Genomic DNA, 25,006 nt, shown 5'->3' with positions numbered 1-25,006 from the left:
CCGCTCAGCGGCGGTGTTCGTCGACGTAGCGCTGCGGGTCCTTGTCGGCGAAGGCCAGGTCGCGGCCGAACTTGTGCTCGCCGTGGAAGGTCAGCCAGCGGCGGCCCAGCTCGGCCCGCAGCTCGACGCTCGCATGCCGGCGGAAGTCGGGCAGCGCCTCGTCCTCCTCCTCGGCGAGGTGCTCGCTGTTCTCCCGGCGGGCGGTACGCACCGCCGCCCACCACTCGTCGGAGCCCACCGGGTGCAGCTTGGACTCGGCGACGGCGTCGCGGATCTTGTTGTGGTCGCCGATCGCGTCGACGGTCTCGGCCTCGCCGTCGTCGCCGTGGCGCACCAGGTGCGGGTAGAGGATCGCCTCCTCCGCCTCGGCGTGCACGTCCAGGTGCAGGGCGAGCGCGTCCCAGATCGCCAGCAGCTCGTGCTCGTCGCGGGCGTCGTCGAGGCGGGCGAAGCCCCGGCGGAAGGCCGCGTGGTCGTCGAGGATCAGTGCGGTGATGTCGTCCATCGGCTCACCTTCCGGCTCGGGCCCGCAGCAGGCGGGGCGCCGCCGCCAGGCCGGTGATCGGGCGGAACTCCTTCGCCGCGCGGGCCAGCGCGGCGTGTTCGTCGTCGGCCAGGTCGATGTCGGCGGCAGCCGCGTTGCGTTCGACCTGTTCCACGCCGGACGCGCCGGGGATGGCCAGCACGTTCGGGTGGCGCAGCAGGTAGGCGAGGGCAATCTGGCTGGGCGTGGCGTCGTGCGCGTCGGCCACCTGCCGCAGGGTCTCGATCAGCGTCGCGCCGCGCTCCAGGTTCTCCGGCAGAAAGTAGGGGTTGGCCCGGCGTACCGCCCCGCTCGGCGGGTTCTTCGCGTCGTACCGGCCGGAGAGGAAGCCCTGGGCTAGCGGGCTGTACGCGATGACGACGCGGCCGGCCTGCTTCGCGTACGGCAGCAGGTCGTGCTCCGGCCCGCGGTCGACCATGCTGTAGCGGACCTGGTTGCTGATCACCCGCCGGCCGAGCGCCGCCTCCGCGACCTGCCAGCGGCGCAGGCCGTAGTTGCTGACGCCGACCTCGCCGACCAGCCCGACGTCCTGCAACGCGCGCATGCCGCGCATGGTGGTGTGGTCGGCGACCAGCGGGTTGGCCTGGTGCACCTGGTAGAGGTCGAGGTGGGTGACGCCGAGCCGGGCGGCCGAGGCGACCGCCCGCTGCTGCACCACCGGGGCGACCGGCAGGATCGGCAGGATCTTGGTGGCGATCACGACCTTCGGCCGGTCGTCGCCGAGCGCCTCGCCGAGGATCCGCTCGCTGCGGCCGAAGCCGTACAGCTCGGCGGTGTCGAAGACGGTGATGCCGAGGTCGACGGCGCGCCGGACGATGTCGGCGGCCCGGCGCTCGTACTCGGGGCCGTAGCCCCACTCCCGGGACCCGAACTGCCAGGTGCCGAGGCCGATCTTGGACAGGGGCTTGGGGGTGTCGAGCGGGACGAAGCGCATGGTCCCGAAACTACCCCGGCGTCCGTTGTCGCAGGCCCGTTCGCCGCGCACGCCCGCCACCGGCGGGGATAGGGTCGGTGACCGTGACCTACCTCGCCGCAGATGAGCGCTACGACCAGATGACCTACCGGCGCAGCGGGCGCAGCGGACTGCGGCTGCCCGCCGTCTCGCTCGGACTGTGGCACAACTTCGGCCCGGACCGGCCGTACGAGCGGCAGCGCGACGTCGTCCGCCGCGCCTTCGACCTGGGCGTGACCCACTTCGACCTGGCCAACAACTACGGACCGCCGCCGGGCAGCGCCGAGGAGAACTTCGGCCGGATGCTCGCCACCGACCTGCGGCCGTACCGGGACGAACTCGTCGTCTCCACGAAGGCCGGCTACCTGATGTGGCCCGGCCCGTACGGCGAGTGGGGCTCCCGCAAGTACCTGGTCTCCTCGCTGGACCAGTCGCTGCGCCGCCTCGGGCTGGACCACGTCGACATCTTCTACTCGCACCGCTTCGACCCGGACACCCCGCTGGAGGAGACGATGGGCGCCCTCGACGCCGTCGTCCGGGCCGGCAAGGCGCTCTACGTCGGCGTCTCCAACTACGACTCCGCGCAGACCGAGCGGGCCGCCGCGATCCTGCGCGACCTGGGTACGCCGCTGCTGATCAACCAGCCGTCGTACTCGATGCTCAACCGCTGGACGGAGGACGACGGCCTGCTGGACACGCTGGAGCGCGTCGGCGCGGGCTGCATCGCGTACAGCCCGCTCGCCCAGGGCCTGCTCACCGACCGCTACCTGGGCGGCATCCCGGCGGACTCCCGGGTGCGCACCAGCGTCTTCCTCAGCGAGAGCGACCTCGGCGAGGAGAAGATGGCCACCATCCGGGCGCTCGGCGCGATCGCCGAGCGGCGCGGCCAGTCGCTGGCCCAGCTCGCGCTCGCCTGGGCGCTGCGCGACCCGCGGATGACCAGCGTGATCATCGGGGCGAGCAGCGTGCCGCAGCTGGAGGCGAACGTCGCCGCCCTGGACAACCTGGACCTCAGCGCCGAGGAGCTGGCCGAGATCGAGCGCCACCTCGGCTGACATCCCCGCAACTCCTTCCGGGCACCCCCGGCGCGGCCGCACGGTGACCGCCGGGGGTGCCCGTCGCGCGAGGACGGTGTCATCGAGTCGACCGACGACCCGTGTCACACCCCGGGGAGCCCGTGGCGTTCTTCTGGCAGGAGGTGCGCGGGTGGAAAGTTTCGACGACGTGATGGCAGCCCGGCTGCCGGCCCTGCTGCGGTACGCGGCCGTGCTGGCCGGCGACCGGGACCTCGCCCAGGACGTGGTCCAGGACGCGATGATCCGGGCGCACGCCCGGTGGGGCCGAATCGGCCGGATGGACCGGCCCGACCTGTACCTACGCCGGATGGTGCTCACCGAGTACCTCTCCCTGTGGCGGCGGCGAGCCCGACGGGCGGCGCTGGATGTGGCACGTCGACCGGTCGAGGAGCACGACCCCGACCACGCGATCGGCCATGCCGAACGCGACGACCTGTGGGCGCGGCTGGCGGCGCTGCCGCCCCGGCAGCGGGCCGTGGTGGTGCTGCGCTACTACGAGGACCTTTCCGATGTCGAGATCGCCCACGTGCTGCGGTGCGCGGTCGCGTCGGTCCGGGTCTACCGGGCCCGTGCCCTCGCCGCGCTCAGGCTTGAGCTGGAACTGGAGGAGAGTCGATGAACGCACGACTGTTCCGGGCCCTTGCCGAGGGGGAACGGCACACGCCCGACGCCGAGGTCGTGCTGGCCGGGGTGCGGGACGGGATAGCCCGCTCCGGCCGGCGACGCCGGTACGCGACCGTCGGGCTCGCCGCGGTCGCCACGCTGGGGCTGACCGGCACGACGGTGCTCGTCGGCGGTGACGAGGAGTTCCTGCCCCGCCCGGCCGGCAGCACGTCCCCGTCCGCGCGGGCGACCCCGGTGCCGCCGCAGGAGTGCCGGATCAGCCTCGGCTGGCTTCCCACGGGGCTGTCCACGCCGATCCGGAGCTGCGGCCCCGCCGCACAGAGCATCCTCTATCCGATGAGCGGCGGCCCGTACCTCAGCGTGAGCATTGACCAGTCGGGCCGGCAGGGCACACCGACGGTGCGCGGATGGAAGCCTGTCGCCGTCAACGGCCGTCCCGGGCGGACAGTCACCCGGGCGACCCGGTCGCTCGTCGAGTTCCCACTCCCGTCGGGCCGCTGGGCCTCGCTGGAGTACGGCGTCGGCACACCGGGCGGTCCGGCGACCAAGGGGCTGGAGGCCACGGCCCGGCGGATCGCCGAGCAGGTGACCGAGACGCCGTCGGGGTTGCTCAGCTCCCCGTTCGCCCCGACCTACCTGCCGTCCGGGCAGCGCCTCGCCACGGTCACGGACGGCGGTGGCCGGCTCTCCGGGGTGGCGTACCGGGACGGCTCCGGCCTGCCGTTGGGTGGGAAGGAGGGCGTCACCGAGGACGGGGTGGTCACCGACCAGCCGACGATCGACGTCGATGCCACGTACAGGATCACCTGGACCGCGGACGCGGCGAACCGGTTCCCGCTCAACCCGGACGAGCGGGTCGGGGACGTGCAGGGGCTGCCGACCTACCTGACCGACCAGGGAAGGGCCCTCGTGCTGGAGGGCTTCCAGGGCGGGCAACTGGTGGTGTCGGGGTCCGGCCCCGTACCAGCCCGGCTGTCACCTTCGCCGGACCCGGCCGTCGCCGCTTCGGAACTCGTCCGGATCGCCGAGGGGGTGCGCTGGTTCGGCTGACACCGGGGGCAGCCGAGCCATGACGGTGCCCCACCCGACGTCGGTACCCGCCGGTCATCCGGTGTGCCGACGTCGGGTGGGGTCCGTCGAGGTTCCGGTCGTTCCGGGAACGCCCGGTCAGTAGATGTCGGCGTACGGCGACGCCCGGGAGAAGGCCCTCAGCACGTCGAGGTCGTAGCCCTCCTCGAAGTTCGTCAGCTCCGTCAGCAGGTCCTCCGGCTCGTACCGGTACCGGCCGGCCCAGGTCTCGAACGACTCGACCTGTGCCGGGTCGGCGGCGCTGAAGCAGCGGTAGCCGCGCGGCGAGTTCCGGACCACCTCGTCGACCGCCGGGGCGAACCGGATGTCGATGTTCCACCGGATGCGGTCCGACACGTTGGGCGTCGAGCGGTGCAGCGTGGTGTCCGTGAAGATCACCACGTCGCCGGGCTCCATCCGGGCGGTGCTGACCGGGCCGTCCCCGATGGCCTCGTCCGACGTGCCGTACTCGCCGTTGGGCAGGCGGTCGCGGGAGATCCAGCCCCGGGTGTGCGAGCCGGTGACGAACTGGAGGCAGGCGGTGTCCTCGTCGACGGGCACCAGCGGAATCCACACCGACAGCAGCGGCCCGACCGAGGCGTCCCAACCCTTGTAGTAGTAGGCGTCCTGGTGCCAGGCGACCTGCTGGGTGCGGCCGTGGGGGTCGCGCGGCCGGGCGTTCCAGACGCCGTGCGCGTAGACCTCGTCGCCGATCAGGCTGCGCACCGGGCCGAGCAGCTCGGGGGTGCGCCACAGGTCGTACACCGGCCGGCCCACCAGGATCCGCCGCCAGGCGGCCGGTACGCGGACCTGGCTGGACTCGATCAGGCGCAGGTAACGCTGGTCGTACGGCAGGTCGGCGAAGGTCTCGGTGATCACCCCGCGCTGCTGCCACTGCCGGGCGAGGTGGTCCACGACGCGGCTGAACGAGCCGTGCAGCGCGTCCAGCGTTCCGGTCGGGAGCACGCCCCGCAAAATCAGGTGCCCGTCGCGCCGGAACTGGTCCTGTTGCTCGGCTGTCAACGCGTGGGGGTGGTCCACCATCGGCTCCTTCGCTGGCCGCACGGGATCGGGCCCAACCACCCGGCGGGGGAAAGGCCTCCAGTGGGGCGATCGTGACAGAAGGCACGGTGGGCGACAACGCCTCACTTGTGCGACAGGACCCCTATTCGCGAGGGGGACCAGGTCCAGGCCCGAGGAGGACGCCAGCCGACGCCTACCATCCGTGATCGTGATCTCGACCGTGTGGCGGCTGCTCACCCGTTAGATGGATACGAACCTGGCCCAGGACGACGCCGTGCTGCGCGAGGCGTGCACGCAGGCGCGGTACGGCTCCGACACCGAGTCCGCCCGGAAGGCGCTGGCTGCCACCCGAGGCGACCACGACCGTCGGGCGCGGTACGTGCGCGTCATGGCCGCGTCGACCGCCGGTGGGCTGGGCTCCCGGGTCGACCCTGCGACCGGCCGGGTCGACACCGCGGCCGCCTGGACCGACCGCTGGGCGGCGCGCACGCCCACCAGTCCGGATGCGCAACTCGTACGTGCCCGGTCCCTGATGGCACGAGCCTGGGAGGTGCGCGGCGGGGACTGGGCCGCCAGCGTCCGCCCGGCGCAGTGGACCGAGTTCAACCGCCTGCTGCAACCGGCCCGGCAGGTGAATGATCTGGCGATGCGGCGCGCCCCCGGGGACCCCACGCCGTACGTCAACCTGTTGGACCTGATGATCGGCCAGAGCACGCCACGGGAGGACGTCGAGGAGACGTGGCGTGAGCTGACCCGGCGCGACCCCTGGCATCGGGAGGGGCACATATCTCGACAACGTGCTGTCCCGGTGGTTCCACCAGCCGGCCACCCGGCACGCCGACTGGCTGAACGACGCGAACGTCCTGGCGTACGGGCTGGCGCGCACCGGCCGCGACGCCGACGCCGACGCCGCGCCGGTCTTCGCCTCGATCGGCCGGTACATGCAGGCCCGCCGCCGGGCCCGCCGCGCCGCCTGACCGGCCGGAGAACAGGTCAGCGGCCTGGTCGAATCGCTCTCGACCAGGCCGCTGACCTACAAACACAAGGGTGGAGCCGAGGGGACTCGAACCCCTGACCCCCACACTGCCAGTGTGGTGCGCTACCAGCTGCGCCACGGCCCCTTGCCTCGTCCCGGTCACCCGGGCACGAGAGAACTATACACAGCGCCCGCCGCATGGTCATCTCGCGGGGGCCCTCCCCCCGCGCGGCTCAGTTGAGCGCCACGTCGGGCGGGAAGTGCGCGACCGCCGCCATCATGCCGCCCTGGCGGCGCAGCACCATCGGCCACAGGTCGTCCGGCCGGTCCACGAAGGCGTCGCCGGGCAGCGCGTCCAGCACGAACCAGGAGCCGTCCTCGATCTCCTGCTCCAACTGCCCCGTGCCCCAGCCGGAGTAGCCGGCGAAGACCCGGATGCCGGTGATGCCCTCCCGCAGCGGCCCCGGGTCGACGGAGAGGTCGAGGGTCCCGACCGCCCCGGAGACCTGGTGGAATCCCCTGAGCCGCTGCACCGGGTGGCGCATCCGGGCCAGGCAGATCGCCGAGTCGGGCTGCACGGGGCCGCCCTCGAAGAGCACCGCCGGGTCGCGGGCCAGGTCGCTCCAGTCGCCGAGCACGTCGGCGACCGGCACCTCGGTGGCCCGGTTGAGCACCACGCCGAGGGCGCCGCCGGGCTCGTGCGCCACGAGCAGCACCACCGTACGGTCGAAGTTCGGGTCCTTCAGCGCCGGCGTCGCGACCAGCAGCCGCCCGGTCATCGACCCCGTCGCCCGCCCGCCGATCGCCTGCCCCTCTCCCTGCATGCCGGACACCCGTCAGACCGACCGGACCGGGACGCCCGGGGGCACCGGTGTCATCCGCGCTGTGAACGCCATGCCTGGCACCATAGCTTGCCCCCGGGGCGGTGGCTAAGGTCTGACGTGCGGTAGATCGGCGGACACGAGGGAGGGCCGATGGGTCCCACGGCGGAACTCGCGGTGATCGGCGGTTCGGGGCTCTACGCGTTGCTCGACAACGCGACCGAGCACGTGGTGGAGACGCCCTACGGGCCGCCGTCCGACGCCGTCACGATCGCCGAGGTCAGCGGCCGGCGGGTGGCGTTCCTGCCCCGCCACGGCCGGGACCACCGCCACCCGCCGCACCTGATCCCCTACCGGGCCAACCTCTGGGCGCTGCGCTCCCTCGGCGTACGCCAGGTGCTCGCCCCCTGCGCCGTGGGCGGCCTGCGGCCGGACCTCGGGCCGGGCACGTTCGTGGTGCCCGACCAGCTGATCGACCGCACCAGCGGGCGGACGCAGACCTACTACGACCGGGGCGCGGTGCACGTCTCCTTCGCCGACCCGTACTGCCCCTCGGGCCGGCGTACGCTGCTGGCCGCCGCGGCCGGCCGGGACGTGCCCGCGGTGGACGGCGGGACCGTGGTGGTGGTCGAGGGCCCGCGCTTCTCCACCCGTGCCGAGTCGCGGTGGTACGCCTCGATCGGCGGCACGGTGGTCAACATGACCGGCCACCCGGAGGCGGTGCTGGCCCGCGAGCTGGCCCTCTGCTATTCCTCGATCGCCCTGGTCACCGACCTCGACGCGGGCGTCGAGGGCGGCGGCGCGGTGACGCAGGAGGAGGTGTTCCGGGTCTTCGGGGAGAACACCGACCGGCTGCGGGGCCTGCTGCTGGCGGCCGTCGCCGCGCTGCCGACCGAGCGGGACTGCGCCTGCGGGCACGCACTGGACGGCATCACCCTCCCCTTCGCACTCCCCTGAGGTGCAAGGAAGCAGCGGCGAAAAGCCCTGGTTGCCTGAGTCATCCGGATAGATTCAGAGGCGATGGCTACGGTCCGCGACACCACGTACGACCTGCTCCGTGCCCTCGGCCTGACCACGGTCTTCGGCAACCCCGGCTCCACGGAGGAGCCGTTCCTGCGCGACTTCCCGGACGACTTCCACTACGTGCTCGCCCTGCACGAGGCGTCGGCCGTCGGCATGGCGGACGGCTACGCGCAGGCCACCGGCGGGGCGGCGCACGTCAACCTGCACACCGCCCCCGGCACGGGCAACGGCATGGGCAACCTGGTCACCGCCTGGCACAACCGCACCCCGCTGATCGTCACCGCCGGCCAGCAGACCCGGGAGATGCTGCTGATCGAGCCCCGGCTGGCCAGCCGGCGGGCCACCGAACTGCCCCAGCCGTACGTGAAGTGGAGCCACGAGCCGGTCCGCGCGCAGGACGTCCCGGCGGCGTTGATGCGGGCGTACGCGACGGCGGTGCAGCCGCCCGCCGGGCCGGTCTTCCTCTCGCTGCCCCTCGACGACTGGGCGCAGCCGGCCGACCCGCCACCGCCGGTGCGTACGGTGGCGACCCGGTTCGCGCCCGACCCGCGCCGGCTGCGCGAGTTCGCCGCCGTGCTGGCCGCCAGCCGCGCGCCCGCGCTGGTGCTCGGCGCGGCCGTGGACCGGGCCGACGGCTGGCCCGCCGCCGTGGCGCTGGCGGAGCGGCTCGCCGCGCCGGTCTGGTCGGCGCCCGCGCCGGAGCGGGCCGCCTTCCCCGAGCACCACCCGCACTTCCGGGGAGTGCTCCCGTTCGCGATGGGGCCGCTCTCGGAGGCGCTGGACGGGCACGACACCGTGCTGGTGGTCGGCGCGCCGGTCTTCCGCTACTACCCGCACGTGCCGGGCGACCACCTGCCCGCCGGGGCCCGCCTGCTGCACGTCACCGACGACCCGGACGAGGCGGCCCGCGCGCCGGTGGGCGACAGCCTGCTCGCCGACGCCGGGCTGGCCCTGGCCGCCCTGGTCGACCTGCTCCCGGCGGCGGACCGGCCGGCGCCGCCGGCGCGCCCCGATCCGCCCCCGCCGGCGGACGGGCTGCCGTTGGCCCCGGACGCCCTCTTCGCGGCCCTGGCCCGGCACTGGCCGGCCGACGGGATCCTGGTCCAGGAGTCGCCGTCCAGCCTGCCGGCGCTGCGCCGCCGGCTGCGCGCCACCCGCCCCGGGTCGTACTTCACGATGGCCAGCGGCGGCCTCGGATACGGTCTGCCGGCGGCGGTCGGCATCGCGCTCGCGCAGCGCGACACCGGCCGGGGGCGGCCGGTGGTCGCGGTGATCGGGGACGGCTCGTTCCACTACTCGGTGCAGGCGCTCTGGACCGCCGCGCGGCTGCGCCTGCCGCTGGTCGTGGTGGTGCCGGTCAACCAGCAGTACGCCATCCTGAAGGCCTTCGCCGACTTCAAGGACACCCCGGGGGTGCCCGGGCTGGACCTGCCGGGGCTGGACATCACCGCGATCGCCCGGGGCTACGGCTGCGCGGCCACCATCGTGGAGACCCCGGAGCAGCTCGGCGAGGCCCTGGCCGCCGGCCTGCGCGCCGACGGCCCGACGGTGCTGCCGGTGCCGGTCGACACCGAGGTGCCCCGGCTCCTGTGAGCCGCGCCGGCACCGGGCCGCCCGGCGCCGCGCGCCACGGTCCGTTCCGCTCTCCACCGCCCGGCGTCGGGCCACCCGGCGCCGGGCGGCCCGCTCGTGTCAGCTCGACGCGAGCCGCAGCGGCGCACCGGTGAGCACGTCGAGGACCGGCCGGTCGCCCAGCGGCGCCTTCAGCGTGGCGGTGACCGGTTCCATCTTGAGCATCGCGTTGCACACGCCGGTGGCGGTGATCACGCTGCCGCCCACCACCACGACGTCGTCGCGCTCCTGCACCATCGGGGTGATCCCGGTGTCGCAGCTGCCCACGCCGAGCCGCCAGGTCAGCTCGGTGCCGTTGACGGACTGGATGTCCTGTGCGCTGACCAGGCCCTCCAGGGCCGGACGGGCGGGCGGGGCGGGCTCGGGCGGGGCGGTGACGGCCTGCGGCGCCACGGCGAGCCGGGCCACCGGCGCGGTGATCTCCTCGACGGTGAACAGCCACGCCGGCACCTGCGCCTCGCCCCGGCTGGTGCGCACCGGCGCGGTGCCGAGCTTCACGGCCGTGACCGTCAGCGGGACGCAGGCGGTCTGCGAGTTGCTGCTCACCGGACCGTCGGGCCCCGGCTCGATGGTGGGGCCGCCACCGGGGAGCTTGGACCCGGGGTCCTTGGGGCGGCCGTCGCACGGCGGCGGATCGCCCCGGTCGAGCTGCCCGTACGCGGTGGCGACGCTCACCAGCGGGACGGTCAGCGTGCCGTCCGGAAACTTGATGGTGCCGTCGGCGGGCTGCGCGACAGGCAGGTCGACCTGCTCGCGGTACCAGCCGTTGAGGAAGGCGATCTTGGTCTCCCCGGTGAAGCCCGGGTCGCCGACGAGCACTGTCGGGTCCTGCATCGGCACGTAACCGGACTTCCACGCCGGAAGCGGTCGCCACAAGTCGGCCACCTCGGTGGCCCGCTGGGCGAAGGCGTCGCGGCGCGGGTCGGAGTCGACCGGGTCGACGGCCGGGTCGGAGCCGGCCGGCGCGCACCCGGCGACGATCATCAACAGCGGAAGGCCCAGCAGGGCGGCGGTACGGCGCATGTGGGTTGGACGCCGGTACGCCCACGCCGGTTCCCCCTGGTCAGGTCTCTCCGCCGAGATCCGTCTCGTACGCCTCCCAGAGCAGGTCCGCGCCGCGCTGCCGGTGCCGGGCGAGGGCCCGTAGCAGGTGCGCGGCCCGACCGAGGAGGTCGTCGAGCGAGGCGTCCGGCAGTTCCGCCGCCTGCTGGAGGGCGCTCAGCGCGGCGGTGATGGCGACGTGCTCCCGGGCCAGCAGGCGCACCCCGCGTTCCAGCCGGGGCGCCTGGCCGAGCACCTCGGCGTAGAGGCCGGCGGGTCCCTCGGTGACCCGAACGTGCTCCGTGAAGCCCCGTCGCACGGGGCCGAGCCCCACGAGGAGACGTTCCCGCCAGCGCGGTCCCGCCGGCGCGACGGCCAGCGCCCGGGCGAGCGGCAGGTCCCCGGGCGGGGTGCCGGGGAGCCGGCGCGCGGCGGGCGGCCGGAGCCCTCCGGGCGGGGTGGGCGGCTGCTGGATCGGACCGGTGACCATGGGCACCTCCCGCGTCGCGTCTGACCGCGTACAGCGATGGTGGACCCGCGCGTCCGCCCTGTCCAGAGGCGGGACGGACCTCATCGGTCCCATCCGTCCCTCGTGTCCCGTGCGGCCCGGCTGCCCCAGGGCCGACCGGTCCGGACACGACGATGCGCCCCGGTCCGGTGGACCGGGGCGCATCGTCTGGTGGTGGAGGTGCCGGGAATCGAACCCGGGTCCTTCGCCGGTTTGTCAGGGCTTCTCCGAGCGCAGCTCGCTGTGCCTCTACTCGGCCCCACCGCTCACGCGAGCAAGTTGGTGTGACGGGCCCAGTCGCTGATTGATCTCGCCGCACGGACCCCGCGACCGGGTCCGATTGGCCAGCCTTCTAGCTGATGCCGGCTAACTGGGTCGAAGGCGCTCCCAGGCCGACAGACTCACTACTCGCCTCAGGCGGCGAGAGCGAAGTCAGCGCGATTGTTCTTGGCGCTTATTGGTTTCCGACGACCGATTCTCGAGACGACGTCGGCTTCCTCGGCTCGCTTCCCCTGTCGCTGCGTACGAAGTCGAAACCAGTCACCCCCTCGACAGGCCGCCGATGTGGCGGCACTGACAAGCGTAACGCCTGCCGCAACGGGTTTCATCCCGAGCCCCCGGCGGGCGCGCCGAACCGGACAGGACGGACACCTCAGTCGTCCATGCCCTTGCCACGCCGGCCGGCGACCCGGGCGATCTCCCGGTCCGCGTCCCGCTTGGCGAGGTCCTGCCGCTTGTCGTACGACTTCTTGCCCTTCGCCAGGGCGATCTCCACCTTGGCCCAGCCGTCGGAGAAGTAGACCTGCAACGGCACCATGGTCAGGCCGCCCTCGCGGGTCTTGCCAATCAGCCGGTCGATCTCCAGCCGCTTGAGCAGCAGCTTGCGGGTCCGCCGGGGCTCGTGGTTGGTCCACGTGCCCTGCGTGTATTCCGGGATGTGCATCCCGTGCAGGTAGAGCTCGCCGTCGCGCTCCTGGGCGAACGCGTCGACCAGCGACGCGCGCCCGGCCCGCAGCGACTTGACCTCCGTGCCGGTCAACGCCATGCCCGCCTCGTAGGTGTCGAGGATCGCATAGTCGTGCCGGGCCTTCTTGTTGGAGGCGACGACCTTGCGTCCCTTTTCCCGTGGCATCGGCGCCACCCCCTTTCCGGTGATCCGCGCCGGACGTGACCGGCCGCGGAGCGGAGATCATGCTACCCGAACGGCAACGGCCCTCCCACGCCGTTTGTTCCTGGCGCGGGAAGGCCGTCGTCGAGCCGTACGGGCGTCAGACCCGCAGGTAGAAGCGGAGCGTGACCCAGGCGGTGATCGCGCTGACCAGGCCACCGACGCCGGCCATCAGCGGGAACATGAACAGGATGTCGCCCCAGCTGATCGGCGAGAGCAGGCCCTGCAGCGCCTGGAGCGACCCGTCGAAGAGCAGGTACTTGGCCGCGATGAGCGCCACCAGGCCGAGCAACGAGCCGATCAGGCCGGCGACCACGGCCTCCAGCACGAACGGCGCCTGGATGAACCAGTTCGACGCGCCGACCAGTTTCATGACCGCGACCTCACGCCGCTTGCTGTACGCCGCCACCTGGATCGTGTTGGCGACCAGGAGCAGGGCGGCGATGGCCATCACGATCGCGGCGGCCAGGGCGATGTTCTGGATCGCGGTGAGGATGTCGAAGATCTTGTCCAGCAGCCGGCTCTGGTCGACGATCTCGTCGACCCCCTCGGCGTCCTTGTACTGGTCGTAGATGTTCTTGTACTGCTCGGGATTGTTCAGCTTCAGCCGGAACGACTCGGGCAGGCTGTCCGCCTTGACGGCGCTGAGCAGGTCCGGAGCGTCCTGGAACATCTCCTGGAAACGCTTGTACGCCTCGTCCTTGTTGACGTAGAGGACCTCCTTGACCAGCGGGTCGCCCTTCAGCTGGGCTTCCAACGCGCCGCGCTGCTCAGGGCTCACCTCCTGGGTGAGGAAGATCGAGACCTCGATGTTCTTGTAGTAGAGGTCCTTCATGTCGTCGACCTGGCGGTACATGAGACCGCTGGCGCCGAGCATGGTCAGCGAGACCGCCATCGTGATGATCATCGCGATGGTCATGGTCACGTTGCGCCACAGTCCGACCAGTACCTCGGACAGGACGTATTTCACGCGCATCGGGATTTCCTCCGGGTCTCCGGCATGAGGTGTTCGTCGTCAGGCTGCGCAGGGGTGGCGTCGACTCAGCCGTAGACGCCGCGGGCCTGGTCGCGCACGATGCGGCCGCTCTCGATCTCGATGACCCGGCGGCGCATCTGGTTCACGATGTTGGAGTCGTGCGTGACCATCACGACGGTCGTGCCGGTGCGGTTGATCCGGTCCAGCAGGCGCATGATCTCGATCGAGGTGTCCGGGTCCAGGTTTCCGGTCGGCTCGTCCGCGAGCAGGATCAGCGGACGGTTCACGAACGCCCGGGCGACGGCGACCCGCTGCTGCTCACCACCGGAGAGCTCGTGCGGGTAGCGGTGCTCCTTGCCACCGAGTCCGACCAGCTCCAGAACCTCGGGCACGACCCGGCGGGCGACCGCCTTGGTCTTGCCGATCACCTCGAGGGCGAACGCCACGTTCTCGTACGCGGTGCGGTTCGGCAGCAGCCGGAAGTCCTGGAACACGCAGCCGATGGAACGCCGGAAGTGGGGTCGCTTCCAGGAACGCATCGACGTGACGTCCTTGCTGTTGACGACGACCCGGCCCTTGTTGGGCGAGACCTCGTGCAGCAGCAGCTTGATGATGGTGGACTTGCCGGAGCCGGATGGACCGATGAAGAAGACGAACTCGCCCTTCTCGATCGAGACGGACACGTTGTCGAGCGAAGGCCGGGACGCCTTCGGGTACGTCTTCGTCACTTGCTCAAGCTGAATCACGGGTCGTGAGTCTACGCGGTGTAACCGGGGAGCCAAGCCCCGCGCCCCGCCGTTGCGAGTCGCGTCATCCAATTCGGGCGTACCGGGAAGATCGATGACGCGCTCCGCCCACGGTTGATCACGCAGCGTCGCCGGCGAGCTGCTGCTGCTTTCGCCACCGGATGCCCGCCTCGAGGAACTTGTCCAGGTCGCCGTCGAAGACCGCCGTCGGGTTGCCGGTCTCCTGCTCCGTCCGGAGGTCCTTCACCATCTGGTACGGGTGCAGGACGTACGAGCGCATCTGGTCGCCCCACGAGCCGGCGGCGTCCGTCTTGAGGCCCTGGAGCTTGGCCTGCTCCTCCTGGCGCTTGCGCTCCAGCAGGCGGGCCTGGAGCACCCGCAGCGCGGACGCCTTGTTCTGCAGCTGGGACTTCTCGTTCTGACAGGTGACCACGATGCCGGTCGGGATGTGCGTGAGCCGGACGGCGGAGTCGGTGGTGTTGACGCTCTGCCCGCCCGGGCCGGAGGAGCGGTAGACGTCGACCCGCATCTCGTTCTCGGGGATCTCGATGCTGTCGGTCTGCTCGACCACCGGCAGCACCTCGACGCCGGCGAAGCTGGTCTGCCGGCGCCCCTGGTTGTCGAAGGGGCTGATCCGCACCAGCCGGTGGGTGCCCGACTCGACGCTGAGCGTGCCGTACGCGTAGGGCACCTTGACCGTGAAGGTGGCCGACTTCAGGCCCGCCTCCTCGGCGTACGAGGTCTCGTAGACCTCCGTCGGGTAGCCGTGCCGCTCCGCCCAGCGCAGGTACATCCGCAGCAGCATCTCGGCGAAGTCCGCCGCGTCCACGCCGCCCGCGCCGGCCCGGATGGCGACCAGCGCCTCCCGGGAGTCGTACTCGCCGGAGAGCAGGGTGCGGACCTCCATCTCCTCGATGGCCTTGCCCAGCGAGGCGATCTCCGCCTGGACCTCGGCGAGCACCCCCGGGTCGGACTCCGCCTCGGCCAGCTCCAGCAGCACCTTGGCGTCGTCGAGCCCGGAACGGAGGCTGCCGAGCTTGCTGATCTCGCCGTTGACGTACGACAACTGGGAGGTCACCTGCTGGGCCTTCGCCTGGTCGTCCCACAGGTCGGGCGCGGAGGCCTCCTGCTCCAGGCGGTCCTTGTCCGCGCGCAGCCGGTCGATGTCGAGCACCGCCTCGATGTTGCGCAGGGTGGCGTCGAGGTCCTTGAGCTGTTCGGCGTAATCGGCAGCGGTCACGACAGACAAGGGTACTGCTCGTGCGAGGAGTGAGCTTGCGAGCCCCGCAGTCACGGGCGAAAAAAGACCCAGCTCGTGCGAGGAGCGGACCTGTCAGCCCCGCAGTCACGGGCCAAAGATCCCGGTGGGACGCCCTGTGGTCAGGCGACCGGGGCGCTCTTCAGCCAGGATAGGGCGGCCTTGTGGTAGGCGACGGCGAACTCCAGCGCGCTGGCGTCGTACGCGTCGCCCTCCTTCTTGGCGTTCTTGACCTGCTCCCGGACCTTGGCCAGGGCCTCGGTGTGGTAGTCGTTGGCCGCGGCCTGGAGGTTCTTGAGCTGGCTGGCTGAGTGCAGCTCGCCGAAGGCGATCCGCAGGGCGATCGGGTTGCGGATGGTGTCCCGCCCCGGCTCCTCGGCCAGCCAGCGGGAGAATGTCCGTTTTCCCGCTGCGGTGATCGCGTACGGCTGGCTGGAGCGCGGGCCGGGCTTGCCCATCCGGACCAGGCCCCGCTCGGCCAGCACCGGCAGCTCCCGGTAGACCTGACTACGCGTCATCGACCAGTACGGCGCCAGTCGGCGCTCGGCGGCGGCCATCAACTGGCCACCTGTCATGGGGCCCTCGTGGAGCAGCCCGAGCAGGGCCGCCGCCGTGGGGTTGACTCCGGAATCCGCCATGCCCCTCACGCTGCCACTTTGCCGACGCGGCGTCCAGGATTTGGCATTTTCGCCACCCGGTCGGGTTCCTATGTGCACTGTCGGCGCGAGACAGTGCGTCGAGGAGGCGCGGAACGGTCACAGTCGGCTACGCAGCTCCCACAGCTCCGGGTAGAACCGGGTCTCCACCCGGGAGCGCAGATAAGCCCCGCCGGCCGAGCCCCCGGTTCCGGGCTTCGTGCCGATCTGCCGCTCGGCCATCAGCACGTGCCGGGCCCGCCACAGCGAGAACGCCTGGTCGTGGGCGACCAGCGCCTCCGCGAGGTCCCACAGCGGCCCGAACCGCTCCCGGTCCCCGGCGATCGTGGCGTACGCGACGAAGCGCGCCTCCGCCTCGGCGACGTCGAAACCGGCCCGGCCGAGCACGGCCAGGAAGCCGTCCCAGAGGCTCGGCTCGGCCAGCCGCCGCTCCAGGCGCTCCCGCTCGACGTCGGGCAGGCCCCGGAAGCGGCGCAGGTAGTCGGGGTCCTTCAGGCCGGAGAGGAACTCGATCTCCCGGAACTGGGCGGACTGGAAGCCCGAGGCCGGGGCGAGCTTGGTGCGGAAGGCCAGGAAGTCCTGCGGGGTCATCGTGTCGATCACGTCGACCTGACCGATCAGGACCCGTTCCACCACGTGGCAGCGCTCCAGCCGCACCCGGGGCAGGTAGGTCTCGCCGTCCAGCATCCGGTCCCGGGCGTCGGTCAGCTCGGATAGCAGCAGCTTGAACCAGAGCTCGTAGACCTGGTGGATGGTGATGAAGAGCAGCTCGTCGTGGGAGGCCGGGTCGGACTCCGGCACCTGGGCGGCCAGCAGGTCTGCCAGTCGCAGGTAGTCGGTGTAGGTGAGCAGGCCACCCTGCTCGCCGAAGTGGGGATCCTGCGCGGGGGTGGGGTGGGTCACAGCGGCCACGGTACCGCCGTCGCCCCACCCCCGCCCGCTGGCAAGGAAGGGCCCCCTTCCTATACACCAGGCGTTAAGAAGGGGCCCTTCCTTGCACCTCAACCTCAGCCCATGTGGGGGTAGGTGTGGTCGGTCGGCGCGACGAAGGTCTCCTTGATCGTCCGGGGCGACATCCACCGGACGAGGTTGTGCCAGGAGCCGGCCTTGTCGTTGGTGCCGCTGGCCCGGGCGCCGCCGAAGGGCTGCTGCCCGACCACCGCGCCGGTCGGCTTGTCGTTGATGTAGAAGTTGCCGGCGGCGTACCGCATCTTCTCGGCGACCGCGTCGACCACCCGGCGGTCCGTCGCGAAGATCGACCCGGTCAGGGCGTACGGCGCGATCGACTCGGCCTGGTTGACCACGTCGTCGAAGCGGCCGTCGTCGAAGACGTGCACGCCGAGGATCGGCCCGAAGTACTCGGTGGTGAACGTCTCGTGCGCCGCGTCGGTGCACTCGAACAGCGTGGGCCGGACGAACCAGCCGACGGAGTCGTCGGCGGTGCCGCCGGCGAGGACCCGGCAGACGTCGTCGCCGGAGATCAGCTCCAGCGCGGCGCGGTGCCGGTCGAACGCCTTGGCGTCGATCACGGCGCCGCCGAAGTTGCCGAAGTCGGTGACGTCGCCGTAGGTGAGGGACTCCGCGGTGGCGGCCAGCCGGTCGCGCAGCCCGCCCTCCCACAGCGACCGCGGGACGTACGCCCGGGACGCCGCCGAGCACTTCTGGCCCTGGTACTCGAAGGCGCCGCGGATCAGGGCGGTGTGCAGGGCGTCGACGTCGGCGCTGGTGTGCGCGACGACGAAGTCCTTGCCGCCGGTCTCGCCGACCAGCCGGGGGTAGCCCCGGTAGCGGGAGATGTTCTCGCCGACGGTCCGCCACAGGTGCTGGAAGACCTTCGTGGAGCCGGTGAAGTGGATGCCGGCCAGATCCGGGTCGGCGAGCACCACGTCGGAGACCTCCTCGCCGCGCCCGGTGACCATGTTGATCACACCGGGGGGCAGACCGGCCGCCTCGAACAGCCGCATGGTGAAGTGCGCGGCGAACTGCTGGGTCGGGCCCGGCTTCCAGACCACGGTGTTGCCCAGCAGGGCCGGCGCCGAGGGCAGGTTGCCGGCGATGGCCGTGAAGTTGAACGGGGTGACCGCGTAGACGAAGCCCTCCAGCGGGCGGTGGTCGAAGCGGTTCCACACCCCCGGCGACGACATCGGCTGCGCCTCGAGCAGCTCCCGGGCGAAGTGCACGTTGAACCGGAGGAAGTCGATGAACTCGCAGGCCGCGTCGATCTCGGCCTGGATGACGGTCTTCGACTGGCCGAGCATGGTGGCCGCGTTCAGCGTGTCGCGCCACGGGCCGGCGAGCAGCTCGGCGGCGCGCAGGAAGATCGCGGCCCGCTCCTCGAACGGCAGGGCCCGCCACATCCCGGCGGCGTCCTTGGCGGCCTTCACGGCGGCGCGGGCGTCGTCGTGGGTGGCGTGTGCGGTGACGCCGAGCACGTGCGCGTGCTTGTGCGGCTGCACGACGTCGATCGACTCGCCGCCGGCCATCCGCTGCTCACCGGCGATGGTCATCGGCAGGTCGATCCGCTCGGCGGCCAGCTCGGTCAGCCGCCGCTGGAGCCGTTCCCGGTCGGCACTGCCCGGCTCGTAGTTGCGGACCGGCTCGTTGCGCGGCTCGGGTACGGAGAACACAGCGTCCATCAAGGCTCCTGGCGATCTCGACAGCGGTGGCGAAACCGGACCCGCGGGCACCGGCCGGGTGACCGGCGCCGACGCCGTGCCGGGTTGACCGGTCACGGCAGCGGGACCTCTCCCGATTCTTCCACGCCCCACCCCCGGCCCTCCCACCCCGCGCGGGGCGGGCGACGGGGGCGGGCGTGGTGGACGCGTACGCTGGGTGGCCGGTGAACTGCCGGCCCACCGGGGCCGGGCGTCCGTCGGAAGGAACACGATGACCAAGCAGCCCGGCAGCTCCGCAGCCGCGGAGTCGGACCGGTCGGCGCCGGCCGGCGACGCGGTTCCCGAGACGACGGACGCCGTCGGGGAAACCGCCACCGGCACGACGGACGTCGCCGGGGACACCGCCGCCGAAGCGCAGGACGCCACCGGCGCCGCACCGGTGGACGAGACCGACGCGACCGGGGCCGGCCCCTCCGTCGACCCGCGGGGCGGGACGGCGCTGCCGCTCGCGCCCGGTGCGCCGGTGCTGGCGCTCCTGGCGCTCGGGTGGCTGGCCGCGATGCTCTGGTCGACCCGCGAGGTGATCAGCTCCGCGGCGGCCGGGCTCACCGCGATCAGCCTCTCCGCGTTCGCCCTGCCGGGGGTGATCTCGGCGGCGCTGGTCGCCGGCGCCGGCTTCGCCCTCTTCGGTGTCGACCTGCTCGCCCGCCGGGGCAGCGAGCGGGTCACCCTGCGCTTCGTGGCGGCGATCGGCACCGGCCTGCTCGTCGGGCTCGCCGCCGCGTTCGCGATCAACCTGACGTACGCCGACAACGCGACCACCAACGTGATCGCCGCCACCACCGCCGCGGCCGCGACCGTCGGCGGCGCCGTCGCCGGCGCGCGTAGCGGGTCCGTGGTCGGGGCCGTGGTGGCCGCGGCCCTCGGCACACTGATCTTCGTGGTGGCCTTCAGCCGGGCCCGCGACCCGCTCTTCGACCTGTTCGGCGGCGGCGACGGCCAGGAGTCGCTGCTGAGCGCGGCCAAGTGGGTTTCCCGCACCGAGTCCCTGCTCGCCGGCCTGGTGGCCGGGCTGCTGGCCTTCGGGTACCTGACCCTGGCCCGCCGCCGGGCCGCCCGGCTCGACGCGGCGGCGCCCGCGCCCCGCTGGCCCGCCTACCTGCTGGCCGGCGCCGGCCCGGGCCTGCTCCTGATCGTCGCCGAGGTGATCATCCGGGTCGGCGGGCGGTCCCTGCTCGACCTGGCCGGGGCGCTGAGCGAGGCGGACGCGGTGGCCCAGACCTCGCTGGGCACCTCCCGGATCGACAACGCCATCTGGGTGCTCTTCGTCGGCGCCCTGACCGCGATGATCGCCTTCGGCCGCACCCTGGGGCCGGCCCACGCCGACGACGACGAGCCGGTCGAGGCCGCTCCCACCCGCTGACCTCGCGGCACCCGTCCCGCCCCGACATCCCGCCGTCCGGCGGCGCAGGAGGCGCGCGGGAGGTCAGGAGGTGGCGCGGAGCAGCAGGTCCAGCTCGGTGACGTCGTACCACTCCAGCTCGTGGTCCTCGGCGCCGTCGACCGTGAACTGCGCGTCCGGGTCGCCGGCCAGGGCCTCGGTGACAGCCTCCGCCGCGGCGGAGACGTCCTCGACCGCGTCGGCGCCGTCCACGTGCACGGCCGCGACGGCGCCCACCGGCACGGGGGCGCTCAGCTCGACCGCGCTGGAGCCCAGCTCCCCGTCGCCCCGGCCCACGGCCGAGGCGGGCAGGTCGACCGAGACGACGATCCGGCGGCGGGGCGCATCGGGGTCGGCCCGGAGCAGCTGCAACGCGTCCTGGGCGGCCCGGGTGAAGGCGACGTACTCCAGCTCTTCCTCGTCGCCCTCGGCGTACCACTCCCGCAGGGTGGGGGTCACCGCGTGCGCGGCGGCCACCGGCAGCCCGGCGCCGCGCAGGAGGGTCAGCATCGGGACGGTCGCCGGCACGTACACCCGGACAAGCTCCTCGGTCACCGGTCGTCTCCCCCGCTCAGGTCCCTACGCCGGCTTCCGCCGACCCCGGGCCGATCATGCCCTATCGCCGTGACCGTCATACACCGCGCACCTTCTGCGGTGGAAGCGTCCCACCGGTGTGTCCCGGGGCGGCTCGGCGCAGGTCGCACCCCGGGTGGCTGGGCCATGTCGGCCGTCGGTGGCAAACTGAAGCAAACGACGCCAACCCCGGGAGTTTCCGTGGAGCCAAGGTTCCTGCTGCTCTCCGACGTGGCCACCGAGCTGAACGTGTCGGACTCGCAGGTCTACCACATGGTGCGCAGCGGCGAGCTGCCCGCGATCAAGATCGGCGGGCGCGGCCAGTGGCGGGTGGAACGCGCCCGGCTGGAGGAGTACATCGAGCGCAAATACGCCGAGACGGCCGACTGGGTGCGGAGCAACCCGCTGGCCGACCGCGACCCGGAGTGACCGGACCGATCCGCAGAGACATTGACCGGGAGCTCTGCCGTGCCCGAGAATGGAGCCTGTCGAAGGCAAACGAAGGCAAACGCAAGATCGTGGGAGGTTTCCGGATGACCGATCACCGCCGACCCGGGCCGGCGCGCCCTCCCGTTCGGCTACGCCCTGCCCCCTCGTTCGAGCCGCCGTTCACCGACGACGACGCCGCCCACTGGCCGGCCCCGGGCCACGCCCAGCTCGTCCTCGACCTCTTCGAGCCGTCCCGGCGCGAGGCCGACCGGCCGACCGGCCGACGACAGCGGCCGGTACCGACCGGCCCCGGCCGTCGGCCCGCCGACCCGCTGCCACTGGACGCGCTGGTGACCGCCACCCCCGAGGCGATCCGGGCCGCGCACCGGTTCGTCCGCACCTGCCTGGAGGTGCTCAACGGCTACCGCTCGCCCGGGCAGCTCAGGCCGCTGCTCGACCCGGCCCGGGCGGCCGGGCTGCTGACCGAGCTGGCCCGCGCCACCGCCCGCTCCGGCCCGCTCCGCCGCCGGTCGACCCGCCCGGCCGTACGCCTGCTCCGGCTGCGGGTCTGCGAGCCGCGCACCGCCGCCGTCGAGGTGGCCGCGGTGCTCGCCGGCACGGGCGGGCGCACCTGGGCGATGGCGCTGCGCCTGGAGCACCGCCGGGGCAGCTGGCTCTGCACGGCCCTCCAGGTGCTCTGAGCCACCGGGCTCCGGCCACGCGCGCATGGTGCTCACCCACGAGCCCGGGGCGGACCTGGTGCGCGCCGACCCGGCGGTCGCCGAGGTGCGCACACCGGCCCGGGTGGCCCGCCCCCCACGGTGGCCGAGACGGAAGCGAGCCGTGGTCCACGAGGACCACGGCTCGACTGCTCCGGCGGGCGCGGGCCCGCTCAGCTGCCGGTCACGCGCCGCCGTTGGGGGCGCCGTGGCAGCGCTTGTACTTCCGGCCGGACCCGCACGGGCACGGCGCGTTTCGGGACGGGCCGTTGCCGGCCTCCGCCTGCCCCGACGCCGCCCGCCGGTTGTTGCCGGCCGGCACGCCCGGGCCGCGCAGACCCGACGCCGGACGCTGCGGCGCCGCCGGGGCGGTCGTGCCCGGCGCGGCCGGGGCGGCCGGTGCCGGACGACCGACGCCCAGCGCGGGCGCCTGCTGCTCGGCGTGCTCGACGGCCACCGCACCGGCGCCGGCCTCGCCGTCGATGGTCGGCGCGGAGTATTGCAGGCCCTGCTGCTGCGGGGCCCGGCCCAGGCCCTTGGCCCGGATCTCGACCGGCTTGTCGAGCAGCTGGACCTCCTCGGCCTCGGGCTCCGGCTCGTTGACCTGGACCTCGAGGTTGTAGAGGAAGCCGACCGTCTCCTCCTTGATGCCGTCCATCATGGTGGCGAACATGTCGAAGCCCTCGCGCTGGTATTCCACCACCGGGTCGCGCTGGGCGTACGCCCGCAGGCTGATGCCCTCCTGGAGGTAGTCCATCTCGTAGAGGTGCTCGCGCCACTTGCGGTCGATGACCTGGAGCAGGACCATCCGCTCCAGCTGGCGGGTGCCCTCCTCGCCGAGCTGCTCCTCACGCCGGTCGTACGCGGCGTGCGCGTCCTCCTTGAGGCGGGAGAGCAGGAAGTCCGCGTCGATGCCGGCCCGCGAGCCGCCGGCCTCCTCCTCCATCTCCTCGATCGTGATGCCCACCGGGTAGAGCTGCTTCAGGCTGGCCCAGAGCTGCTCCAGGTCCCAGTCCTCGGCGTAACCGTCGGCGGTGGCCCCCTGCACGTACGCGCCGACGACATCGTCGATCATGTTGCGGACCTGGTCGGAGAGGTCCTCGCCGTTGAGCACCCGCAGCCGCTCGGCGTAGATCACCTGGCGCTGCTTGTTCATGACCTCGTCGTACTTGAGGACGTTCTTGCGGATCTCGGCGTTCTGGCCCTCGATCTGGGCCTGCGCGCTCTTGATCTGCTTGGTGACCATCTTCGACTCGATGGGCACGTCCTCCGGGATGTTGAAGCGCTCCATGACCGCCTCGACGGCGCCGGAGCGGAAGCGCTTCATCAGCTCGTCCTGGAGCGAGAGGTAGAAGCGGGACTCGCCCGGGTCACCCTGCCGGCCCGACCGACCCCGCAGCTGGTTGTCGATGCGCCGGGACTCGTGCCGCTCGGTGCCCAGCACGTAGAGCCCACCGGCGGCGGCGACCTCCTCCGCCTCGGCGTCGCAGGCCTGCTTCCACTGGGGCAGGACCTCCTCCATCGCCTTGGCGTACTCCTCCTCCTGCTCGACCGGGTCGAGGCCGCGCTGGCGCAGCTCGTTGGCGGCGAGGAACTCGGCGTTGCCGCCGAGCAGGATGTCGGTGCCACGACCGGCCATGTTGGTGGCGACGGTGACGGCGCCCTTGCGGCCGGCCTGGGCGACGATCTCGGCCTCACGGGCGTGGAACTTGGCGTTCAGCACGGAGTGCGGGATGCCGCGCCGGCGCAGCAGCTGGGAGATGATCTCGGAATTCTCCACCGAGACGGTGCCGACGAGCACCGGCTGACCCATCGCGTGCCGCTCGGCGATGTCCTCCACCACGGCGTTGAACTTGGCCTTCTCGGTCTTGTAGATCACGTCCGGCCGGTCCTGGCGGACCATCGGCCGGTGGGTCGGGATCGTCACCACACCGACCTTGTAGACCTTGTTGAACTCGCCCGCCTCGGTCTGGGCGGTGCCGGTCATGCCGGAGAGCTTCTCGTAGAGGCGGAAGTAGTTCTGGAGGGTGATGGTGGCCAGGGTCTGGTTCTCCTGCTTGATCTCCACCCCCTCCTTGGCCTCGATCGCCTGGTGCATGCCCTCGTTGTAGCGGCGGCCGTGCAGGATGCGCCCGGTGAACTCGTCGACGATCAGGACCTCGCCGTCGCTGACGATGTAGTCCTTGTCGCGCTTGTAGAGCTCCTTGGCCTTGATGGCGTTGTTGAGGTAGCCCACCAGCGGGGTGTTGACCGACTCGTAGAGGTTGTCGATGCCCAGCCGGTCCTCGACCTTGGCCACGCCGCGCTCGGTGACGGCGATGGTGCGCTTGGAGTAGTCGACCTCGTAGTCGCCCTCGCCGTCCTTGCCGGCCTGGAGCCGGGCCACGACGCCCGCGAACTCGCCGTACCAGCGGGCGGAGTGCTCGGCCGGGCCGGAGATGATCAGCGGGGTGCGGGCTTCGTCGATGAGGATCGAGTCGACCTCGTCGACCACCGCGAAGTTGTGGCCGCGCTGGACCAGCTCCTCCTTCGACCACGCCATGTTGTCGCGCAGGTAGTCGAAGCCGAACTCGTTGTTGGTGCCGTAGGTGATGTCGCACTCGTAGGCGGCCCGGTGCTCGGTGGCCGGCCGGTTGGGCAGCACCACGCCGACGGTGAGGCCGAGGAACTCGTGCACCTGCCCCATCCAGGCGGCGTCCCGCTGGGCCAGGTAGTCGTTGACCGTGATGACGTGCACGCCCTTGCCGGAGAGCGCGTTGAGGTAGACCGGCATGACCGAGGTCAGGGTCTTGCCCTCACCGGTCTTCATCTCGGCGATGTTGCCGAAGTGCAGCGCCGCGCCGCCCATGACCTGGACGTCGTAGGGCCGCTGGCCGAGCACCCGGGCGGCCGCCTCGCGGCAGACCGCGAACGCCTCCGGCAGCAGGTCGTCGAGGGTCTCGCCGTCGGCGAGCCGCTCCTTGAACTGGTCGGTCATGCCGCGCAACTCTTCGTCGGTGAGGTTGACGTAGTCGTCCTCGATCGAGTTGACGGCGGCGGCGATGGCCTTGAGCCGGCGCACCATACGGCCCTCGCCCGCGCGGAGGACCTTTTCCAGAATCGACACGGATCAACGCTCCCCTAGACAGTCTCGACCC

24 protein-coding genes, 1 tRNA gene and 1 other RNA gene are annotated in these 25,006 nt (G+C 72.2%); 9 read left to right on the top strand and 17 right to left on the bottom strand.

Annotated features, from left to right (window positions below; all coding sequences use genetic code 11):
* Positions 1–4 precede the first annotated feature (4 nt).
* Both EV374_RS09425 and EV374_RS09420 read right to left on the bottom strand, forming a co-directional pair.
* On the bottom strand, positions 5–505 hold the full coding sequence (locus EV374_RS09425; protein WP_132233626.1) for a hemerythrin domain-containing protein: 501 nt from the start codon (positions 503–505) through the stop codon (positions 5–7).
* 4 nt (positions 506–509) lie between these two features.
* Complete coding sequence (locus tag EV374_RS09420; RefSeq protein ID WP_132233624.1) at positions 510–1,478, bottom strand: aldo/keto reductase; 969 nt, start codon at positions 1,476–1,478, stop codon at positions 510–512.
* 77 nt (positions 1,479–1,555) lie between these two features.
* Here EV374_RS09420 and mgrA point away from each other — a divergent pair, with 77 nt between their 5' ends.
* The 3 genes from mgrA to EV374_RS09405 all read left to right on the top strand — a co-directional run bounded on the left by mgrA (position 1,556) and on the right by EV374_RS09405 (position 4,246).
* Positions 1,556–2,551: an aldo-keto reductase family protein gene (mgrA, locus tag EV374_RS09415; protein ID WP_486485655.1), complete on the top strand. Its 996-nt coding sequence runs from the start codon at positions 1,556–1,558 to the stop codon at positions 2,549–2,551.
* A 151-nt stretch (positions 2,552–2,702) separates the two neighbouring features.
* Positions 2,703–3,191, top strand: coding sequence for a SigE family RNA polymerase sigma factor (locus EV374_RS09410; RefSeq protein WP_486485654.1), 489 nt, complete (start codon positions 2,703–2,705; stop codon positions 3,189–3,191).
* Positions 3,188–4,246: a hypothetical protein gene (locus EV374_RS09405; RefSeq protein ID WP_132233622.1), complete on the top strand. Its 1,059-nt coding sequence runs from the start codon at positions 3,188–3,190 to the stop codon at positions 4,244–4,246. Before EV374_RS09410 ends, EV374_RS09405 begins: the two co-directional genes overlap by 4 nt.
* 117 nt (positions 4,247–4,363) lie before the next feature.
* On the opposite strand, the gene EV374_RS09400 is transcribed toward EV374_RS09405, so the two are convergent.
* Positions 4,364–5,305 carry a phytanoyl-CoA dioxygenase family protein gene (locus EV374_RS09400; protein WP_165947731.1) on the bottom strand — a complete coding sequence of 314 codons (942 nt, stop codon included), beginning with the start codon at positions 5,303–5,305 and terminating at the stop codon, positions 4,364–4,366.
* 779 nt (positions 5,306–6,084) lie between these two features.
* On the opposite strand from EV374_RS09400, the gene EV374_RS33305 reads away from it, so the two are divergent.
* Positions 6,085–6,264, top strand: a complete 180-nt coding sequence (locus EV374_RS33305; protein ID WP_486485653.1) for a hypothetical protein — start codon at positions 6,085–6,087, stop codon at positions 6,262–6,264.
* Positions 6,265–6,335: 71 nt separating this feature from the next.
* Here EV374_RS33305 and EV374_RS09390 read toward each other — a convergent pair.
* Both EV374_RS09390 and EV374_RS09385 read right to left on the bottom strand, forming a co-directional pair.
* Positions 6,336–6,408: transfer RNA gene (locus tag EV374_RS09390), tRNA-Ala, on the bottom strand.
* An 88-nt stretch (positions 6,409–6,496) separates the two neighbouring features.
* Entirely contained in the window at positions 6,497–7,087 is a 591-nt protein-coding gene (locus tag EV374_RS09385) for a YqgE/AlgH family protein (protein ID WP_089001872.1), read from the bottom strand.
* Positions 7,088–7,237: 150 nt separating this feature from the next.
* Between EV374_RS09385 and EV374_RS09380 the strand changes: the two genes are divergently transcribed.
* The gene (locus EV374_RS09380; protein ID WP_132233618.1) at positions 7,238–8,041 is read left to right on the top strand and encodes an S-methyl-5'-thioadenosine phosphorylase; all 804 of its coding nucleotides are present in this window, start codon (positions 7,238–7,240) and stop codon (positions 8,039–8,041) included.
* Positions 8,042–8,104: 63 nt separating this feature from the next.
* Entirely contained in the window at positions 8,105–9,700 is a 1,596-nt protein-coding gene (gene mdlC / locus EV374_RS09375) for a benzoylformate decarboxylase (RefSeq protein WP_132233616.1), read from the top strand.
* 99 nt (positions 9,701–9,799) lie between these two features.
* On the opposite strand, the gene EV374_RS09370 is transcribed toward mdlC, so the two are convergent.
* The 10 genes from EV374_RS09370 to pruA all read right to left on the bottom strand — a co-directional run bounded on the left by EV374_RS09370 (position 9,800) and on the right by pruA (position 18,728).
* Positions 9,800–10,762, bottom strand: coding sequence for a hypothetical protein (locus EV374_RS09370; protein ID WP_132233614.1), 963 nt, complete (start codon positions 10,760–10,762; stop codon positions 9,800–9,802).
* A 40-nt stretch (positions 10,763–10,802) separates the two neighbouring features.
* On the bottom strand, positions 10,803–11,270 hold the full coding sequence (locus EV374_RS09365; protein ID WP_486485652.1) for a hypothetical protein: 468 nt from the start codon (positions 11,268–11,270) through the stop codon (positions 10,803–10,805).
* A 190-nt stretch (positions 11,271–11,460) separates the two neighbouring features.
* Positions 11,461–11,836: a transfer-messenger RNA gene (gene ssrA / locus EV374_RS09360) on the bottom strand.
* Between the two features lie 104 nt (positions 11,837–11,940).
* Positions 11,941–12,420, bottom strand: a complete 480-nt coding sequence (gene smpB, locus EV374_RS09355; protein WP_132233612.1) for an SsrA-binding protein SmpB — start codon at positions 12,418–12,420, stop codon at positions 11,941–11,943.
* Positions 12,421–12,556: 136 nt separating this feature from the next.
* Positions 12,557–13,432 (bottom strand): permease-like cell division protein FtsX, encoded by an 876-nt coding sequence (ftsX, locus tag EV374_RS09350; protein WP_132233610.1) that lies wholly within the window; start codon positions 13,430–13,432, stop codon positions 12,557–12,559.
* 65 nt (positions 13,433–13,497) lie between these two features.
* Complete coding sequence (ftsE, locus tag EV374_RS09345) at positions 13,498–14,178, bottom strand: cell division ATP-binding protein FtsE (protein WP_089001878.1); 681 nt, start codon at positions 14,176–14,178, stop codon at positions 13,498–13,500.
* Between the two features lie 118 nt (positions 14,179–14,296).
* On the bottom strand, positions 14,297–15,418 hold the full coding sequence (gene prfB, locus EV374_RS09340; RefSeq protein ID WP_132233608.1) for a peptide chain release factor 2: 1,122 nt from the start codon (positions 15,416–15,418) through the stop codon (positions 14,297–14,299).
* 140 nt (positions 15,419–15,558) lie between these two features.
* On the bottom strand, positions 15,559–16,074 hold the full coding sequence (locus EV374_RS09335; RefSeq protein ID WP_132233606.1) for a PadR family transcriptional regulator: 516 nt from the start codon (positions 16,072–16,074) through the stop codon (positions 15,559–15,561).
* Between the two features lie 117 nt (positions 16,075–16,191).
* Positions 16,192–16,995, bottom strand: coding sequence for a tryptophan 2,3-dioxygenase family protein (locus EV374_RS09330; RefSeq protein ID WP_132233604.1), 804 nt, complete (start codon positions 16,993–16,995; stop codon positions 16,192–16,194).
* A 104-nt stretch (positions 16,996–17,099) separates the two neighbouring features.
* On the bottom strand, positions 17,100–18,728 hold the full coding sequence (gene pruA, locus EV374_RS09325; protein WP_132233602.1) for an L-glutamate gamma-semialdehyde dehydrogenase: 1,629 nt from the start codon (positions 18,726–18,728) through the stop codon (positions 17,100–17,102).
* Between the two features lie 250 nt (positions 18,729–18,978).
* Here pruA and EV374_RS09320 point away from each other — a divergent pair, with 250 nt between their 5' ends.
* A complete protein-coding gene (locus EV374_RS09320; protein ID WP_132233600.1) occupies positions 18,979–20,130 on the top strand; it encodes a hypothetical protein in 1,152 nt (383 codons plus the stop codon).
* A 63-nt stretch (positions 20,131–20,193) separates the two neighbouring features.
* On the opposite strand, the gene EV374_RS09315 is transcribed toward EV374_RS09320, so the two are convergent.
* Complete coding sequence (locus EV374_RS09315; protein WP_132233598.1) at positions 20,194–20,703, bottom strand: DUF6912 family protein; 510 nt, start codon at positions 20,701–20,703, stop codon at positions 20,194–20,196.
* Between the two features lie 219 nt (positions 20,704–20,922).
* On the opposite strand from EV374_RS09315, the gene EV374_RS09310 reads away from it, so the two are divergent.
* Together EV374_RS09310 and EV374_RS09305 are read left to right on the top strand one after the other, a co-directional pair.
* Positions 20,923–21,150, top strand: a complete 228-nt coding sequence (locus EV374_RS09310; protein ID WP_121396459.1) for a helix-turn-helix domain-containing protein — start codon at positions 20,923–20,925, stop codon at positions 21,148–21,150.
* 104 nt (positions 21,151–21,254) lie between these two features.
* The gene (locus EV374_RS09305; protein ID WP_132233596.1) at positions 21,255–21,851 is read left to right on the top strand and encodes an Rv3235 family protein; all 597 of its coding nucleotides are present in this window, start codon (positions 21,255–21,257) and stop codon (positions 21,849–21,851) included.
* 202 nt (positions 21,852–22,053) lie between these two features.
* Here EV374_RS09305 and secA read toward each other — a convergent pair whose 3' ends face one another.
* On the bottom strand, positions 22,054–24,975 hold the full coding sequence (secA, locus tag EV374_RS09300) for a preprotein translocase subunit SecA (RefSeq protein ID WP_132233594.1): 2,922 nt from the start codon (positions 24,973–24,975) through the stop codon (positions 22,054–22,056).
* Positions 24,976–25,006 lie beyond the last annotated feature (31 nt).

Source organism: Micromonospora sp. CNZ303 (genome assembly GCF_004345505.1).
This window is presented reverse-complemented; position numbering and strand designations above follow the sequence as displayed.